This is a genomic window from Psychrobacter sp. ANT_H59, from assembly GCF_008369225.1.
GTDB classification, from domain to species: domain Bacteria; phylum Pseudomonadota; class Gammaproteobacteria; order Pseudomonadales; family Moraxellaceae; genus Psychrobacter; species Psychrobacter cryohalolentis.
This window is the reverse complement of record NZ_VOBE01000002.1, coordinates 66,858-82,645: the sequence shown is the minus strand read 5'-3', so window position 1 is coordinate 82,645 and position 15,788 is coordinate 66,858. Positions and strand designations below refer to the sequence as shown.

Below are 15,788 nucleotides of genomic sequence, written 5' to 3'. Positions count from 1 at the left end.
TTTCGCTGCTCATGCAAATAAAGGTGCTTTATGTCTACTTCAACCCTAACCAATACTGTAGCGTCGACTTTGTCACGTTTCCCGATGCCAGCAATGTGGACGAAAGGCAGCGTGCAGCAGCGCACTTTAATAATGGGTGTAGCACTAGCAGTCTTATCCAACGTATTGTTTGGCGTACTGTATGCTTATAGCAGTTTTTTAGCACCGTTATCAGGAACACAAGTTTTTATCTGGCGGATGCTAGCGATGTGGGCCGCACTGATAGGATATTTGCTTATCAGCGGGCGTTTAGGTTTGCATATGGATAAACTAAAAGCATTATGCTCTGTTAAACAATGGGCGTGGTTGCTATTGCCTACACCGATATTCTTAAGTCAGTTTTGGCTATTTATGTGGGCACCCGTCAATGGGCAGGGCGTACAAACCGCGATGGGTTATTTTTTATTTCCACTCATGATGGTGGTGTTTGGATGCGTATTGTTCGGTGAAAAACTAAGTCGCTTACAATGGTTGGCGGTTGCTTTTGCAGCAGTTGGAGTCGGCAGTGAGATTGTACGTACGCAAAGCGTCTCGTGGGCAACGCTATGGGTCTGCGGTACTTATCCTATTTATTATATTTTGCGCCGTTTGCAAGGTATTGGCGCGGTCACTGGGTTATTGGTTGATTTAACGATATTCGCACCATTTGCTTTGGCGTACTTATTTTTTATTGCCCCAAGTAGTTTAAGCTTAGTCAGCGGCTCTGGGTTCTTTATTGCGATGCTGGTAGGACTCGGCGTTATGAGCGTGCTGGCCATGAAAACCAACGTTGATGCCAGTCAAATGCTGCCAATGAACGTTTATGGTATGATGAGTTATTTGGAGCCCGCATTACTATTTATCTTAGCAATAACCGTTTTGGGCAATCCTTTTGAATCGGCGATGATTTATAGCTATGGTCTTATTTGGGTCGGGATAGCTTGTCTGATTGGGCATGGTGTACGTCAATTACGCCGCGCCCATCAACAATCGCAAACGACAGAAATTGCACCAGTTATGTGAAAATTAATCAATAAGAGTAATCGAATAAATAAAAACGGACGATTCAACATTATGCTGAATCGTCCGTTTTTTAAGATTAACACCAATCTGTTGAAAGATGGCTTTAATCTAAATCCTTCTTAAAACCACGCTGCTTATCACGTTCCCAATCACGGTCTTTAAGCGTTTTACGTTTGTCGTGCTGTTTTTTACCCAGTGCCAAGCCAATTTGACATTTTACCAGCGAGTTTTTCCAATAGCAGGATAATGGCACGCAGGCATAGCCTTTTTGGTTGACTGCACCCATTAGCTTTTCGATTTCGCGGCGATTAAGCAGCAGCTTACGGGTACGGATACTATCAGGGCTGACATGCGTCGAGCTAGATAGCAGCGGCTGAATATGCGCGCCAAATAGGAATGCCTCATTATTACGAAAAATAATATAAGCTTCCGTAATGGTCATTTTGCCCGCGCGAATGGCTTTAACTTCCCAACCTTGTAACGACAGACCTGCCTCAAATGTCTCTTCAATAAAGTACTCATGACGAGCCTTTTTATTGGCACAAATTTGATTTTCCGGTTTTTTTGATTTTTTTGACATAATGTCTCCATAAGGACTGCTTAAATATATCTTGTCCCTATATTTCTAGTCTTACTAATTCCTCATCCTAACCCTTAAATGCGGGTTATTTTTTATAAATGCTAAACAGATGAGTCGAACTGGCTATTGTAACAAAGCTTCCGCTGCAAATGTAGCCGCGCTGTTAGGACAAATGTAGCAGATAAGTATTAAGTTTGGATAAAATTTGCTAGCATATAGCTTATTATCTTATCACCAACCACATTGGTCCTGCTATGAGCTCTTCTGCTACTTCTTCAAAATTGCATACCAAGATTCTATACCCTGGCACCTTTGATCCCATTACCAATGGTCATGTGGACTTAGTGACGCGCGCGACCAAATTATTTGACGAGGTGGTGATTGCAGTGGCATCTGGTCACCATAAAAAGCCGTTATTTAACTTTGAAGAGCGTGTGGCTTTGGTCGAGACCGTATTTGTTGATTTGCCGCAGGTATCCGTCATAGGTTTTGAGGGCTTGCTAGTCGATTTTATGCGTGAAAAGAATGCTACTGCTGTCTTGCGTGGTTTGCGTGCGATGTCAGATTTTGAATATGAGTTTCAACTCGCCAATATGAACCGCGAGCTTGATGAAAATTTTGAAGCGGTATTTTTGACGCCTTCACAGAATTACTCATTCATCTCGTCGACCATGATTCGCGAAATTGCTAAGCTCGGCGGTGACGTGACAAAATTTGTACCGCCTTGTGTCTCTGAAGCTTTTATTCAAAAGCTCGGTAATAAATAGGTCGCGTATCTGTGTTAGATTGCGTATTTCTTAATAAATAGAAATGCCTGATAAAAAAAAGGAGCAGTCTATGGCGTTGTTAATTACAGATGAATGCATCAATTGTGATGTGTGTGAGCCTGCCTGCCCAAACGAAGCCATCTCAGAGGGCGATGATATCTATGTCATCGACCCTGACTTATGTACTGAATGCGTCGGTCATTTCGATGAGCCGCAATGTGTGGTTATTTGCCCTGTCGATTGTATTCCTCATGATCCCAATCATGTAGAAACCGAAAGTGATTTGATGTCTAAATACAAACGCATTACTGGTCAATAAAATATGACAACTGTATCAACCAACGATTTTGATCAGCAACATCTCTGGCATCCGTATGCCAGCCTACCACCGACTTATCCCAATATCGTGATTGACCGTGCCGAAGGTATTTATATTATTACTGAAGATGGTACGCGCCTGATTGATGGTATGTCGTCATGGTGGGCAAGCGTGCACGGTTATAATCATCCCAAATTGAATGCGGCGATGATTGAACAATTGGGCAAAATGGCGCACGTCATGTTTGGTGGTTTAACCCATCAGCCAGCGATAGACTTGGGCAAAAAACTGCTGTCAATTGTGCCTGCCCGACTGGATGCGATATTTTATGCCGATAGTGGCAGTATCGCGGTAGAAGTTGCGCTTAAGATGGCATTGCAATATCAAATTGCTGCCAAGCGTCCAACCAAGCAGCAGTTTGCCTCGACCCATTCAGGTTATTACGGTGATACATGGCATGCGATGAGTGTCTGCGACCCTATTAATGGTATGCACAGTCTCTATGGTAAGCAATTACCGATGCAACACTTTGTCGCAGCGCCACCAATGGGATTTGAGCGTGACTTAACCCAAAGTGAGCGTGAGGCATTAACTGAGTTTTTTGTCAAAAATAGCAACCAGCTTGCTGGATTTATCATCGAGCCGATTATCCAAGGCGCAGGCGGCATGCGCTTTTATAGTCCTCAGTATTTGCAGCTCTTACGCCAATTGTGTGATGAACATAACGTGGTATTAATTGCCGATGAAATTGCCACCGGTTTCGGGCGTAGTGGCAAATTATTTGCCTGCGAGCATGCTGCTATTAGCCCTGATATTATGACGATTGGTAAGGCACTGACCGGCGGTTATATGACTTTTGCCGCGACCCTGTCTACACGAGAAATAGCTGACACCATTAGCCAAAGTGATTACCCGTCACTGATGCATGGTCCGACCTTTATGGGCAACCCGCTGGCATGTGCCGTTGCTTGTGCGTCGATTGATTTAATACTGTCCTATGATATTGAAGCGCGTACAGCAAATATGCAATCTGTCATGGAGCAGCAACTTGCGCCAGCTGTGAGTTTAGAAGGTGTTAAGGAAGTGCGTTGTTTAGGCGCAGTTGCCGTCATTGAGCTAAATGATGCGGTTAATATGCCAGTCTTTCAATCCTTACTGATTGAAAACGGCATTTGGGTCAGACCCTTTGGGAAATTGGTCTATATTATGCCGCCCTATGTGATTACCGATGATGAACTTACCACTCTTTGCAAAGCGTTATTAAATGTGGTCAGTAGTTATTTAACGCGAAAGGATTAATGATGAGCGTGCTCTTTATATCTGGTATCGATACCGACATCGGCAAAACTTATGCAACCGGTATGATTGCCAAAGCGCTGATGCAGCACGGCGTTAATGTCATTACCCAAAAGCTGGTGCAAACGGGCGTCGCAAGAGATTTAATTAGCGGAAAAATGGGAATTGCCGATGATATTATTACCCATCGTCAGCTGATGGGGATTCCGCTACAGCCGTGTGATATTGATAGAACCACTTGCCCGTATCGTTATGAGAAACCTGCGTCACCGCATTTATCCGCCGCACTTGCTAATGAAATTCTTAATACTGATGTGATTACAAGCGCTACAAAAATTTTGCAAGCGGATTATGATGTGGTGCTTTTAGAAGGGGCAGGTGGCTTATTAGTGCCCATCACTGAGCAATTATTAACTTTGGATTATATTGCCGATAAAGGCTATCCCGTTATTCTAGTCACATCAGGTCGGCTTGGTAGTATTAACCATACCTTGCTTAGCTTAGAGACGATCAAATCTCGTGGTCTAGACGTTCATAGCGTAATTTATAATCATATTCACGACAATGCTGCTCAGACGGATGAACAGATAGCAACTAGTACGATAAAATTTTTGCAAAACTATTTAGCTGAGCATCATCCAACGGCGCATTGGGTGGCCTTACCTGTACAAGAAGATAATGGGTTTAGTCATACAGATTTTATACTCCCCCAAAACTTTGTATAAATCACCGCTAAAAATAAGCCAAAAAAACTTTCCGAAAGCAATATGAATTTTGCTATACTAGCGCGCTTGGTAGACTAGGCAATCGCCGCTGCACACTGGTAACAGACATGCAGGGGAGGAAAGTCCGGGCTACATAGGGCAGCGTGCCAGCTAACGGCTGGGCAGGGTAACTTGACGACCAGTGCAGCAGAGAGTAGACCGCCTTTAGTGTCTGACACTATCGGTAAGGGTGAAAGGGTGCGGTAAGAGCGCACCGCGTGGCTGGCAACAGTTCACGGCATGGTAAACTCCACGCGTAGCAAGACCAAATAGGCATCGGCATGGCGCGGCCCGCGTTCGATGCGGGTAGGTTGCTTGAGCGTATTAGCGATGATACGCCTAGAGGAATGATTGTCCACGACAGAACCCGGCTTATCGGTTTACCAACCTTTTTAGCAATGTTTTAAACATGTTTCTTTATTAGCTAATCTTTAAAGAAGCACAGCAGTACCGGTTTGGTGTTTTAAAATTGCGCTTATTTTGAATTTAATTCAATTTTTTTGCAAAAAATGCCTTTTAAGGGTTGACGTAAGTCACTCATATCGGCATAATACCGAGCCTAAAATGGCGATGTAGCTCAGCTGGTTAGAGCGCATGACTCATAATCGTGAGGTCAAGAGTTCAAGTCTCTTCATCGCCACCATTTTTAGCAAGACCTGTAACATTAAAAATGCCAATCATTATTTGATTGGTTTTTTTTTGCCTATTTTATGGCTGAAAATAAATAGCTACTCACAGAATCTATATCAGATCTAACGAAGTAAATATTCTTGATTTATAGCTTGCTTGTTTACCTTCATTTATAAAACCAAGGCTTGCTGACAAAATCCACTTACTTTATAGTGGAAAACTGCTAGAATACCCTCACGTGCCTGCGCGTAGTTATAACTAATAATCAGCGCTGTAGGCACTTCACTTGCTACAATATGGTTTGCTTAATGTAGTGATATTGGTGTATTGACCGATATTAACTATGAGTAAGTATTCTATTGTTGCCATCTGACAGCATTTATATTCGTTATTCAATCCTCCATTATTTAGTAGGCGCTTTGTGACTGCATTAGCCAATATTCGTAACTTTTCTATTATTGCCCACATTGATCATGGCAAGTCGACCCTTGCCGATCGTTTTATTCAAATGTGTGGCGCGCTGCAAGATCGCGAGATGCAGGCGCAAGTCCTCGATTCGATGGATATTGAGCGTGAGCGTGGTATCACGATCAAAGCGCAGTCGGTGACGCTGTATTATGACCATCCAAATGGTGAGCGCTATCAGTTAAACTTTATTGATACGCCTGGTCACGTGGATTTTTCTTATGAAGTCTCTCGTTCCTTAGCGGCTTGTGAAGGCGCGCTATTGGTTGTTGATGCAGCGCAAGGTGTTGAAGCACAGTCGGTTGCTAACTGCTATACCGCGGTCGATCAAGGTCTGGAGGTCATGGCAGTTTTAAATAAAATTGACTTGCCACAAGTTGAGCCTGAGCGGGTGATTCAAGAGATTGAAGACATCATTGGTATTGATGCCGTTGATGCGCCGCGCGTGTCGGCAAAATCTGGTCTCGGCGTTGATAAACTGCTTGAGGCGTTGGTTGAATTTATTCCTGCGCCAACGGGTGATCGTGATGCACCGCTGCAAGCGTTGATTATTGACTCATGGTTTGATAATTATTTAGGCGTTGTATCATTAGTACGTGTCCGCCAAGGTACGATAAAAAAAGGTGATAAACTTTATATTAAATCGACCAAAGATGCGCATTTAGTCGGATCAATTGGTGTCTTTACCCCGAAGCCTTTAGATACGGGTATCTTAGAAGCGGGTGAAGTGGGTTTCATTATTGCGGGTATTAAAGACATTGCAGGCGCGCCAGTTGGTGATACGATTACTCATGCCAGTACGCCTGACGTCGATCGTATTCCTGGATTTAAACAGATTACGCCGCAAGTGTATGCTGGTATGTTTCCTGTAGAATCTACCGACTTCGAAAAGTTCCGTGAAGCACTACAAAAACTGCAGATTAATGATGCGTCATTATTCTTTGAGCCGGATACCTCAGACGCGCTAGGTTTTGGTTTCCGTTGTGGCTTCCTCGGTATGCTGCATATGGAAATTATCCAAGAGCGCCTAGAGCGTGAGTATGACTTGGATCTGATTACTACTGCACCTTCTGTTATTTACGAGATTGTAAAAAAAGATGGCAGCATTATCTATGTTGATAATCCATCAAGACTGCCTGAACCGAATAATATCGAAGAGTTCCGTGAGCCGATTGCGCGCTGTCAGATTTTAGTACCGCAGGATTATCTCGGTAACGTGATGACGCTTTGTATTGAGCGCCGCGGAGTTCAAGTCGATATGCGCTTTATGGGTCGTCAAGTGCAGCTCATTTTTGATATTCCGATGGGTGAAGTGGTCATGGACTTCTTTGACCGTCTAAAATCAGTGTCACGTGGTTTTGCGTCACTTGATTATAATTTTGAGCGTTATCAAGTCGATAAATTGGTTAAAGTTGACGTGCTGATTAACGGTGACAAAGTCGATGCGCTTGCTATGATTGTCCATGAAACTCAGTCGCGCTACCGTGGTAACGCACTGGTGACCAAAATGAAAGAGCTGATTCCACGTCAGATGTTTGATGTCGCTATTCAAGCGGCAATTGGTAGCCAAATTATCGGGCGTAGTACTGTGAAAGCCATGCGTAAAGATGTCTTGGCTAAGTGTTATGGCGGTGACGTCTCACGTAAGAAAAAGCTACTGTCGAAGCAAAAAGCCGGTAAAAAACGCATGAAGCAAGTGGGTAACGTCGAGATTCCACAAGAAGCCTTCTTAGCCGTATTGCAGGTAGATTAGATTATTAATAAATGAATCATCATTGCTGTTTTTACGGATGTCATCATTGGATAAGTAGCTCGCTAATAGGCAATTAAGTATGGATTTTGATTTCAATTTGATTTTAGTGCCATTAACCATAGGTTTGGGTATTATTTGGCTATTAGATAAGCTGACACTTAAACAACGTAAAACACGGGGTCGCGGTAAAGAGAGCTTACTGGTACGCTGGGCATATGATTTTTTCCCTGTATTAGCGGTGGTGCTTATTGTGCGCTCATTCTTAATTGAGCCGTTTAATATTCCGTCGTCCTCGATGGTGCCAACGCTATATACGGGCGACTTTATTGCCGTCAATAAGTATGCTTATGGTGTTCGTTTGCCCCTGACTTATAATAAAGTAATCGATACTGGCACGCCTGAACATGGCGATGTTGCAGTTTTTCGTTATCCAGAGAACCCAAGTATTTATTATATTAAGCGCGTCATTGGTCTGCCGGGTGATACGGTTAGTTATAATCAAGGCACAATTGCGATTAATGACGTGCCTGTTACTACTCAAGCCATTGATTTTGACGCCAATGCAGAGCTGACGTCACAGTTATATTCTTCAGGGGAAGTTGCTCCGGGTCAAATGCTGACAGAAGAGAATGCTGCTGTGATGGGTCAGCAAGAAGAAGGCGATGCAAAGTATTTTAGAGAAACTCAAGGTAAGCATGAGTATGTTGTTCGTTATTTGAATGGTATGAACAGCTCGCAATATGCACCATTTTTACAGCAACAGTCGCCAGAAGTGGTGAGCTCAGAAGGCAATGAATGGCGTATTAATGTGCCTGAAGGTCAGTATTTTGTGATGGGCGATAACCGTGATCGCAGTGCAGATGGACGCTTTTGGGGCTTTGTTCCTGATGATAATTTAGCAGGAAAAGCAGTATATATTTGGATGCATAAGCCGCCGGGTCTACAGCTACCTACCTTTAAACGTAATGGTGCTATCGATTAATGACATCAGTGTTCTATAGATATATTTACCGACAAACGTTTTGTGCTAATATTATGGCTATTCAATGCAATGATATCTAGCTTATAAACATGTACTAAGAAATAGTGTTTTCTAAGCTAGATAAATTACAAATATAGCTATTTTTCGTTGAGAGGTATTATGGTGCAACAGTTATCTGGCTTATCTACACAGCGCGGTGCTAGTGTCACGAGTATCGTTTTTATTATCATCGCTTTGGGTGTTGCTGTTAAATTGATTGTTGCCATTGTGCCAGCACAAATTGGCGATTATCAACTGACCAAAACCTTGAGTGCGCAGCTTCAAGAGTCTAATAACAAGAAAGAGACCGCCAAGCAATTCGTCGAGCGTGTTGATAAGCAGTTGTCTATCAATGCTGATTACGATACTAAAGCAGAGGATGTATTTACCTTTAAAGATAAAAAAACAGGTCAGTTGGCTATCTATAAAAAATATGAAAAAACCAATACGCTCTTTGGAAATATTGATATTGTGAATCGCTTTGAAGGCGATATCGATCCTACAATAGCAGAGTAATTCGATTTTTTAAAATACGAGCAGCAATGATCTAACAAGCCAGTACTCTAGAAAACAGTTCTTTATGAGCTGGTTTTTTGTATTTAATATTTTTAAACGTTACTATTTAATGACCTTAAATAGTACAACAAAAGGGATAATCATAAGCCACGCATGAAACCAACTTCGCAGTATCCTCAGGCGGTTCCTAATCCACCAAAAAATAGCCTGTCTGATGACACGCTTGTTATTAGCTCAGAATTTATTCAACGCTTAGCAGTATTAACGCGCAAGTTGGGTTATGTGTTTAATGATTTAAGTCTACCTAAGCTGGCACTCACGCATCGCTCGTTTGATAGTAAAAAGAACTATGAACGCTTAGAGTTTTTGGGTGATGCATTGCTAGGTATGATAGTCGGTGAAGCGCTATATCATCGTTATCCAACCCAAAATGAAGGTCGTCTGACCCGTATGCGAGCGACGCTCGTGAGGCAAGAATCCTTGGTCATTATCGCTCAAAATCTAGAGCTGTCTAATCAGCTAATATTGGGTGTGGGTGAGCGTAAAGGTGGCGGACGCAATCGTGCTTCTATATTGGCGGACGCCGTCGAATCCTTAATTGGTGCTATTTATCTAGACAGTCAAGATATGAATATCACACGAGAATGTGTATTGTCTTGGTATGGTGATTTGATTGATAATGTCAATGATCAGAAAGCCCTAAAAGACGCCAAGAGCCGTTTACAAGAATGGCTGCAGTCGAAGCAATTTGACTTACCACATTATGAGTTGATGGAAACACGCGGTAATGCCCCGCATCAGATATTTGTGGTACGCTGTCAGGTAAACATTCTTAATTGTCCTGATATTACCGAATCTGGTGAAAGCCGCCGTATTGCTGAGCAAAAAGCAGCAGAATTGATGATTAATCAACTTCATAAGCTGCCAAGTGCGCCTAAAAAACGCAGCTAATGGTTTTTGTAATATTACTCTGGTTTTATATTGCTGACTTGATAGTAATGTCTTTAAGACTATCATTTCCATATTTTGAAAAATGCTCATTCTTTAACGAATTAGTATTGCAACATCAAATATTCATAACTTGATAACAGTGCTGCTATTTATGTCATATGCGCATAAAGCAGTTTAACTGATGACAAACCCCACAGGATTACCCTATGAGCAATCACACTGACTTGCCATTAAACAATGAAGATAATGCCACAAATATGACCGAAAATACTGACCTAAATACAAGTACAAACAATGCAGTAGAAATGAGTGAAGTAGAAATCAACGAAACAGAAAACAATGCAGTAGATAACGATTCAGCAATCGAAGATTTCTTTTCACCAAATAATGGCGCGCTTGCTGCTGAAGGTTTTAAAACTGGCTACGTCGCCATTGTTGGTCGTCCAAATGTCGGCAAATCAACGCTGATGAACCATTTATTGGGTCAAAAGCTGTCCATCACCTCACGTAAACCACAAACGACGCGTCATCGTATCCACGGTATCTTGTCTAATGATGAGATGCAGGCAGTATTTGTTGATACCCCCGGCATTCACCGCAACGAAGTACGTGCTATCAATGAACGCATGAATAAAGCGGCCGTCTCTGCATTGGTAGATGTTGACTTAGTATTGTTTGTCGTTGATTCTGATCAATGGCGTGACGATGATTTACTGGTTCTACAGAAGCTTGGTGATACCAATTTAAATGTGGTTTTAGTGATTAATAAAGCCGATACCTTAAAAGATAAAGGCAGCGTTTTACCGTTAATGGAAACCTTTAACGACAGCTTTGATTTTGCTGATATCGTCCCAGTTTCTGCATTAAAGAATCAAAACTTAGATCGTCTACAAGAAGTGATCGCATCACATTTGCCAGTCGCGGCGCCAATTTATGATACAGAACAAATTACTGATCGCTCAGAGCGTTTCTTAGCCAGTGAAATTATTCGTGAAAAAATCATGCGCAGTGCCGGTGATGAAGTACCTTACGATTTAACGGTACAAATTGACGGCTTTAAAGATGAAGCGGCTCATACTGACCCAAAAACTGGTCGTCCACGTAAAGCCTGTACCTTTATCGATGCCACTATTTATGTCGAGCGTAGCGGGCAAAAAGCGATTGTGATTGGTGACAAAGGGCAACGTATCAAACAAGTGGGTATGGATGCTCGTAAAGATATGGAGCAGCTGTTTGATAAAAAAATCATGTTAACGCTGTGGGTAAAAGTTAAGCGCGGTTGGTCGGATGACGAGCGAGCTTTGACCAGTTTAGGCTATTAAAAATATTAATAGCCACTCTCTTTTATATTGAGTGAACTATAGCTGAGGTAATAATCATGCGTAACGAAGCGTTAATCGGTTATTTATTACATCAGCGCCCTTATCAAGAAAAGCGCGCCTTATATTATTTATTTTCTCAGCAGCATGGGGTGATACATGGTATTGGTAAAAAAGGCGCGCCACTATTTATGCCTTTACAACTCTTTGCTACTGGCAAACGTGATCTCAAAACATTCAGTCAAATCAATATAGCCTCTTTTAGTTCAGTCCATACACAAGCTGTCCAAGATGACGATGCCGCAAATGTAGATATACGACATCAAGAAAGCATTACAGGTCAGCATCAATATGCAGCCTTGTATTTGAACGAGATATTGTGGCGATTGTTGCCTACTGAAGATCCTATGCCCATATTATGGCAACATTATCAAAACAGCCTAGATGCGCTCAAAAAACCTCTAACCGCTGACGAGCTACGTCTGTGCTTGCGCCAGTTTGAGAGCTATCTATTTGATGAGTTGGGATTTTCACTGACGTTACATCAAGACAGCCTTGAAAACCCTATTGAGCCTGAACAGGTTTACCGATTCTTACCCGATATGGGCTTAGTGCCGACTTTGCATACAGAACATGGCGAAAGTATGGTTGGTTATGCGGTTTTTAAAGGGAATGATATTTTGATAATGGTAGAGCAAGGGTTGTCCGTTAGTACTCTGAACGCATGGTCGCGTTTACATCGGCAGTTGATTGATCATATGCTTGATTATCAACCGCTACAAAGTCGTCTACTTTGGCAGCAGCAACAGCGTTATCAACTATAAAGCGTATTTAACAATAGAATATGTTCACAACTACTTATCATCAATAAGCTATTTTTAGTTATCATCAATAAGCTATTTTTAGTAAATGATCTAACTATTAATAAAAGGATTTTTTATGACGGATACAGCGCAGATTTTGCCGACTACATTAGAGCAAAATCCACAAAATACTTCAAAAAAACCACTCTTAGGTGTCAACGTTGACCATGTGGCAACTTTACGTCAAGCACGCGGTGTGAGCTATCCAAGCCCACTAGCTGCAGCACTTTTATGTGAGAAAGCAGGTGCTGACGGTATCACTATTCATTTGCGTGAAGATCGCCGTCATATTCAAGATGCCGATGTATATGAGATGGCAGGGCAGCTGACCACGAGAATGAATCTAGAGATGGCAGCAACGACTGAGATGCTAGACATAGCCTGTCAAGTCAAACCATATTGGGTATGCCTAGTGCCGGAAAAACGTGCTGAACTGACTACAGAAGGGGGGCTTGATGTGGCAGGGCAGCTAGCCTCATTGACAAATTATGTCAGTCAGTTACAAGCAGCAGGTATCAAAGTCTCTTTGTTTATTGATCCAGAAGATAAGCAGATCGAGGCAGCAATTAATTGTAGCGCTGACGCAATTGAATTACACACAGGTTCTTACGCTGAGGCAGGTCTGGCAGGTAACACAGATAGGGTAAGTGTAGAGCTTGAACGTATTAAAAATGCAGTGGTTACCGCTAAACGAGTTGATAGTAAGCTGTTGGTCAATGCTGGTCACGGTTTAACACGTGATAATGTTCATGCGATTGCCCAAGTTGACGGTATATATGAGCTAAATATTGGTCATGCTTTGATAGCGGATGCGCTATTTGTGGGGATAGAGCAGGCGGTTATTATGATGAAAGCAGCGATGCACCGATAGCTACGACAGTTTATTTTTAGCTTATATTGCTATTTCATTATGTACCACATCCGGTCGGATGGTTTTCGTTAGGTTTGTAGGTAATGCCGCCTGTCTGATTAAAAGAGATTTGGTACATGATGTGATTATAGGTTGAGGTTGGACAGTATTTAATATGTCCGAAATGCCCACGAGGACTGCCACTATTGCCCCAAAATTTAGTGTAGTGACGGTTATTACCGACCCGTAAATACAAAGTACTGTATTTTGGGTTCAGCGCTTGGTCTTCTAACAAATCATCAATACCAACATCAAAATTGTTATTATCATTTTTATCCGAGAATAATAATAACTTTTTAAAGCTGTCTCTATGGCAAAGACCACCACCATTAGATAAGCAAACCAGTAAATCTTGTCTTCTAATATGACTCTCAGCTTTTGCCAAAGTCAAGGTAGTGTCTATTTGGCTTGCAATACGTCTGGCTTCCATACTTGCCAACTGAGTCAAAATATAAGGTGTGGCAATCGTTAATATAATAGCTAAGATAGCAATGGTTACGATTAATTCTACTAAATTAAACCCATGTTCATCATAGTGTCTAGAATCCTTCGAGCATATTGGAAGTGTTATATATGATATAGCCATAATGGACTGCCACCTGTATGAAAGGGATAGCTAAGATGGTTTTAAATGTTCATTGTGTTTTTAAATTTGTTGTTCGTGTCACTATTTGTTTTACCAAGTTGCATTACTAATATAGTGAATAGCAAAAAAAAGCTATTACACGGAATAAGTAGAATATTGTTTGTTTCTAAAATTGTAAATATAAACCAAATATATGTCTACTGTCAAAGAATGTTTCAATTCGTGAATAGATGCTTTTAATAATAGAGAAAATTAACTACTTGTATTAAAATGAGTTGCAACAATAGGTAGGAATCGTTTCATCATCTATTGCGACCTAACATACAAAAGATAAAGAGTGTAAAGTGTGTTAGCTCTCAGTAAGTTAAGCGGGCTAATGTGTTTTAGTTATGACATTATCGTGTAATAATGTGTAGCTGGTTTACGAAAAAAGTTGTAAACTGAATTGATAATCGCTAAGCTACGTCTTAATTGGTTTTGCTTTGTAATTTTAAGTTCGTAAATGATGTTTGTTTTTGAGCAATAGTTTTGCTTAATGCACTACTAAAATTATCCTTTGGAGGAAGTTTCATGAAATTAAATAAAATTGCTTTGGCTTTGTTTGCCATCACAGCAGCCCCACTAGCAGCTAACGCTGGCGTAACTGTCAGCCCACTACTACTTGGTTATCATTACACTGAAGGTGCTGATGAAGAACAAGCTGCTACTATGGGCGGAATCTATAAAGAAAACGGCTTATATACTGGTGCAGCATTAGGTATTGAGCTTACTCCTTCTACTCAATTTCAAGTAGAGTATGGCGTTTCAAATACTGATGGTGCAAGTGACAATCCATTATTGACTGGTCCTTATGACGCTGAACAAGAAATGATTTCTGGTAACTTCTTGATTGGTACTGAGCAATTCACTGGTTATACTGATAGTGCATTGAAGCCATATGTATTGGTTGGTGCTGGTCGTTCTAAGATTGAAATTGAAGATGCTGCTGGTAACTTCGTTACTGGTTCTAAAGATACTATCGGTAACCTAGGTCTAGGTGCTATGTACCGTATTAACGACGCTTTAAGCCTACGTGGTGAAGCTCGTGCGATTCATAACTTTGACGAAAACTGGTGGGAAGGCATGGCTTTAGCCGGTCTAGAAGTAGTACTTGGTGGTCATTTAGCACCTGCAGTAGCTGTTCCACCGATGCAAGAGCCTAACGTTCAGACTCCACCAATCGTTGTTGTTGAATCTGATCTTGATTCTGATGGCGATGGCGTACCTGATAGCATCGATGCATGCCCAGGCACTCCAATGAATGTTGTTGTAGATGAGCGCGGTTGCCCAGTACCAGTAGATATTACTGATGAATTGAAAATGGAACTACGTGTATTCTTTGATAACGATAAATCAGCTATCAAAACTCAGTACAAACCTGAAATCGCTAAAGTAGCAGAGAAGATGCGCGAGTATCCTAACTCTACCGCTCGTGTTGAAGGTCATGCTTCTAAAACTGGTCCATCAGCACGTTATAACCAACGTCTGTCTGAAGCCCGTGCTGTTGCTGTGAAATCTATGTTGACTAACGAATTTGGTATTGCTCCAAACCGTCTATCAACCGTTGGTTATGGTTATGATCAACCAATCGCTGACAACAACACTGAAGAAGGTCGTGCTATGAACCGTCGTGTTTATGCCATCATCACTGGTGACAAAACAATGACTGTTGAACAAACTAAAGATATGGTTGTTCAATAAGTACTAGCTACTAATTGTGTAATAAGCTAATTAGTTACAAAAAAAGTCATCCAATGGGTGGCTTTTTTTTATTTATGTATCGAGAAAAGTAAGTTATTACATAAATTTATGATTTAATAATGCTATACTAGCCACCCAAACACTTTGTAAACTGACAAAGTGTAATTAGCATAGCTATCTGTACGATGGATTCATCACCATAAGTCTATGTTTTACTTCTATTAATTATCTAGCTGTACCTATTGTATGGTTATTTAATCATAGCGT

At 41.4% G+C, this 15,788-nt stretch carries 15 protein-coding genes, 1 tRNA gene and 1 other RNA gene; 15 read left to right on the top strand and 2 right to left on the bottom strand.

Features of this window, described 5'->3' with window-relative positions; all coding sequences use genetic code 11:
• Positions 1-30 precede the first annotated feature (30 nt).
• On the top strand, positions 31-1,041 hold the full coding sequence (gene rarD, locus FQ083_RS03450) for an EamA family transporter RarD (RefSeq protein WP_149408843.1): 1,011 nt from the start codon (positions 31-33) through the stop codon (positions 1,039-1,041).
• Between the two features lie 103 nt (positions 1,042-1,144).
• Here rarD and smpB read toward each other — a convergent pair whose 3' ends face one another.
• A complete protein-coding gene (gene smpB, locus FQ083_RS03445; protein WP_011512728.1) occupies positions 1,145-1,621 on the bottom strand; it encodes an SsrA-binding protein SmpB in 477 nt (158 codons plus the stop codon).
• A gap of 254 nt (positions 1,622-1,875) precedes the next feature.
• Here smpB and coaD point away from each other — a divergent pair, with 254 nt between their 5' ends.
• The 13 genes from coaD (at position 1,876) to FQ083_RS03380 (ending at position 13,156) form a co-directional block, all read left to right on the top strand.
• Positions 1,876-2,388: a pantetheine-phosphate adenylyltransferase gene (gene coaD / locus FQ083_RS03440; protein ID WP_020442709.1), complete on the top strand. Its 513-nt coding sequence runs from the start codon at positions 1,876-1,878 to the stop codon at positions 2,386-2,388.
• A 70-nt stretch (positions 2,389-2,458) separates the two neighbouring features.
• Positions 2,459-2,707, top strand: coding sequence for a YfhL family 4Fe-4S dicluster ferredoxin (locus tag FQ083_RS03435; RefSeq protein WP_025651626.1), 249 nt, complete (start codon positions 2,459-2,461; stop codon positions 2,705-2,707).
• A gap of 3 nt (positions 2,708-2,710) precedes the next feature.
• A complete protein-coding gene (bioA, locus tag FQ083_RS03430) occupies positions 2,711-4,006 on the top strand; it encodes an adenosylmethionine--8-amino-7-oxononanoate transaminase (protein WP_149408842.1) in 1,296 nt (431 codons plus the stop codon).
• A gap of 2 nt (positions 4,007-4,008) precedes the next feature.
• Positions 4,009-4,728, top strand: a complete 720-nt coding sequence (gene bioD, locus FQ083_RS03425; RefSeq protein ID WP_149408841.1) for a dethiobiotin synthase — start codon at positions 4,009-4,011, stop codon at positions 4,726-4,728.
• Positions 4,729-4,794: 66 nt separating this feature from the next.
• Positions 4,795-5,158, top strand: an RNA gene (gene rnpB, locus FQ083_RS03420) — RNase P RNA component class A.
• Between the two features lie 175 nt (positions 5,159-5,333).
• Positions 5,334-5,410 (top strand) — tRNA-Met (locus tag FQ083_RS03415).
• A gap of 408 nt (positions 5,411-5,818) precedes the next feature.
• Positions 5,819-7,615 carry a translation elongation factor 4 gene (gene lepA, locus FQ083_RS03410; RefSeq protein WP_011512733.1) on the top strand — a complete coding sequence of 599 codons (1,797 nt, stop codon included), beginning with the start codon at positions 5,819-5,821 and terminating at the stop codon, positions 7,613-7,615.
• A 79-nt stretch (positions 7,616-7,694) separates the two neighbouring features.
• Entirely contained in the window at positions 7,695-8,597 is a 903-nt protein-coding gene (gene lepB / locus FQ083_RS03405) for a signal peptidase I (RefSeq protein ID WP_149408840.1), read from the top strand.
• Between the two features lie 159 nt (positions 8,598-8,756).
• The gene (locus FQ083_RS03400; protein WP_011512735.1) at positions 8,757-9,152 is read left to right on the top strand and encodes a DUF4845 domain-containing protein; all 396 of its coding nucleotides are present in this window, start codon (positions 8,757-8,759) and stop codon (positions 9,150-9,152) included.
• 153 nt (positions 9,153-9,305) lie between these two features.
• Positions 9,306-10,103, top strand: coding sequence for a ribonuclease III (rnc, locus tag FQ083_RS03395; RefSeq protein WP_149408839.1), 798 nt, complete (start codon positions 9,306-9,308; stop codon positions 10,101-10,103).
• Between the two features lie 305 nt (positions 10,104-10,408).
• Positions 10,409-11,425, top strand: a complete 1,017-nt coding sequence (era, locus tag FQ083_RS03390; protein ID WP_011512737.1) for a GTPase Era — start codon at positions 10,409-10,411, stop codon at positions 11,423-11,425.
• 56 nt (positions 11,426-11,481) lie between these two features.
• Positions 11,482-12,246 (top strand): DNA repair protein RecO, encoded by a 765-nt coding sequence (recO, locus tag FQ083_RS03385; RefSeq protein ID WP_149408838.1) that lies wholly within the window; start codon positions 11,482-11,484, stop codon positions 12,244-12,246.
• Positions 12,247-12,361: 115 nt separating this feature from the next.
• A complete protein-coding gene (locus FQ083_RS03380) occupies positions 12,362-13,156 on the top strand; it encodes a pyridoxine 5'-phosphate synthase (protein WP_188004061.1) in 795 nt (264 codons plus the stop codon).
• 37 nt (positions 13,157-13,193) lie between these two features.
• Here the strand turns inward: FQ083_RS03380 and FQ083_RS03375 are convergent, their stop codons facing one another.
• The gene (locus tag FQ083_RS03375; RefSeq protein ID WP_149408837.1) at positions 13,194-13,781 is read right to left on the bottom strand and encodes a prepilin-type N-terminal cleavage/methylation domain-containing protein; all 588 of its coding nucleotides are present in this window, start codon (positions 13,779-13,781) and stop codon (positions 13,194-13,196) included.
• 570 nt (positions 13,782-14,351) lie between these two features.
• Here FQ083_RS03375 and FQ083_RS03370 point away from each other — a divergent pair.
• Positions 14,352-15,521, top strand: coding sequence for an OmpA family protein (locus FQ083_RS03370; RefSeq protein WP_149408836.1), 1,170 nt, complete (start codon positions 14,352-14,354; stop codon positions 15,519-15,521).
• Positions 15,522-15,788: the final 267 nt, after the last annotated feature.

Coding starts and splice junctions, on each gene's coding strand:
- rarD (WP_149408843.1), top strand. CDS start 31: ATGTCTACTTCAACCCTAACCAATACTGTAGCGTCGACTTTGTCACGT.
- rnc (WP_149408839.1), top strand. CDS start 9,306: ATGAAACCAACTTCGCAGTATCCTCAGGCGGTTCCTAATCCACCAAAA.
- FQ083_RS03370 (WP_149408836.1), top strand. CDS start 14,352: ATGAAATTAAATAAAATTGCTTTGGCTTTGTTTGCCATCACAGCAGCC.
- FQ083_RS03400 (WP_011512735.1), top strand. CDS start 8,757: ATGGTGCAACAGTTATCTGGCTTATCTACACAGCGCGGTGCTAGTGTC.
- FQ083_RS03435 (WP_025651626.1), top strand. CDS start 2,459: ATGGCGTTGTTAATTACAGATGAATGCATCAATTGTGATGTGTGTGAG.
- recO (WP_149408838.1), top strand. CDS start 11,482: ATGCGTAACGAAGCGTTAATCGGTTATTTATTACATCAGCGCCCTTAT.
- smpB (WP_011512728.1), bottom strand. CDS start 1,621: ATGTCAAAAAAATCAAAAAAACCGGAAAATCAAATTTGTGCCAATAAA.
- lepB (WP_149408840.1), top strand. CDS start 7,695: ATGGATTTTGATTTCAATTTGATTTTAGTGCCATTAACCATAGGTTTG.
- coaD (WP_020442709.1), top strand. CDS start 1,876: ATGAGCTCTTCTGCTACTTCTTCAAAATTGCATACCAAGATTCTATAC.
- FQ083_RS03380 (WP_188004061.1), top strand. CDS start 12,362: ATGACGGATACAGCGCAGATTTTGCCGACTACATTAGAGCAAAATCCA.
- FQ083_RS03375 (WP_149408837.1), bottom strand. CDS start 13,781: ATGGCTATATCATATATAACACTTCCAATATGCTCGAAGGATTCTAGA.
- era (WP_011512737.1), top strand. CDS start 10,409: ATGAGTGAAGTAGAAATCAACGAAACAGAAAACAATGCAGTAGATAAC.
- bioA (WP_149408842.1), top strand. CDS start 2,711: ATGACAACTGTATCAACCAACGATTTTGATCAGCAACATCTCTGGCAT.
- bioD (WP_149408841.1), top strand. CDS start 4,009: ATGAGCGTGCTCTTTATATCTGGTATCGATACCGACATCGGCAAAACT.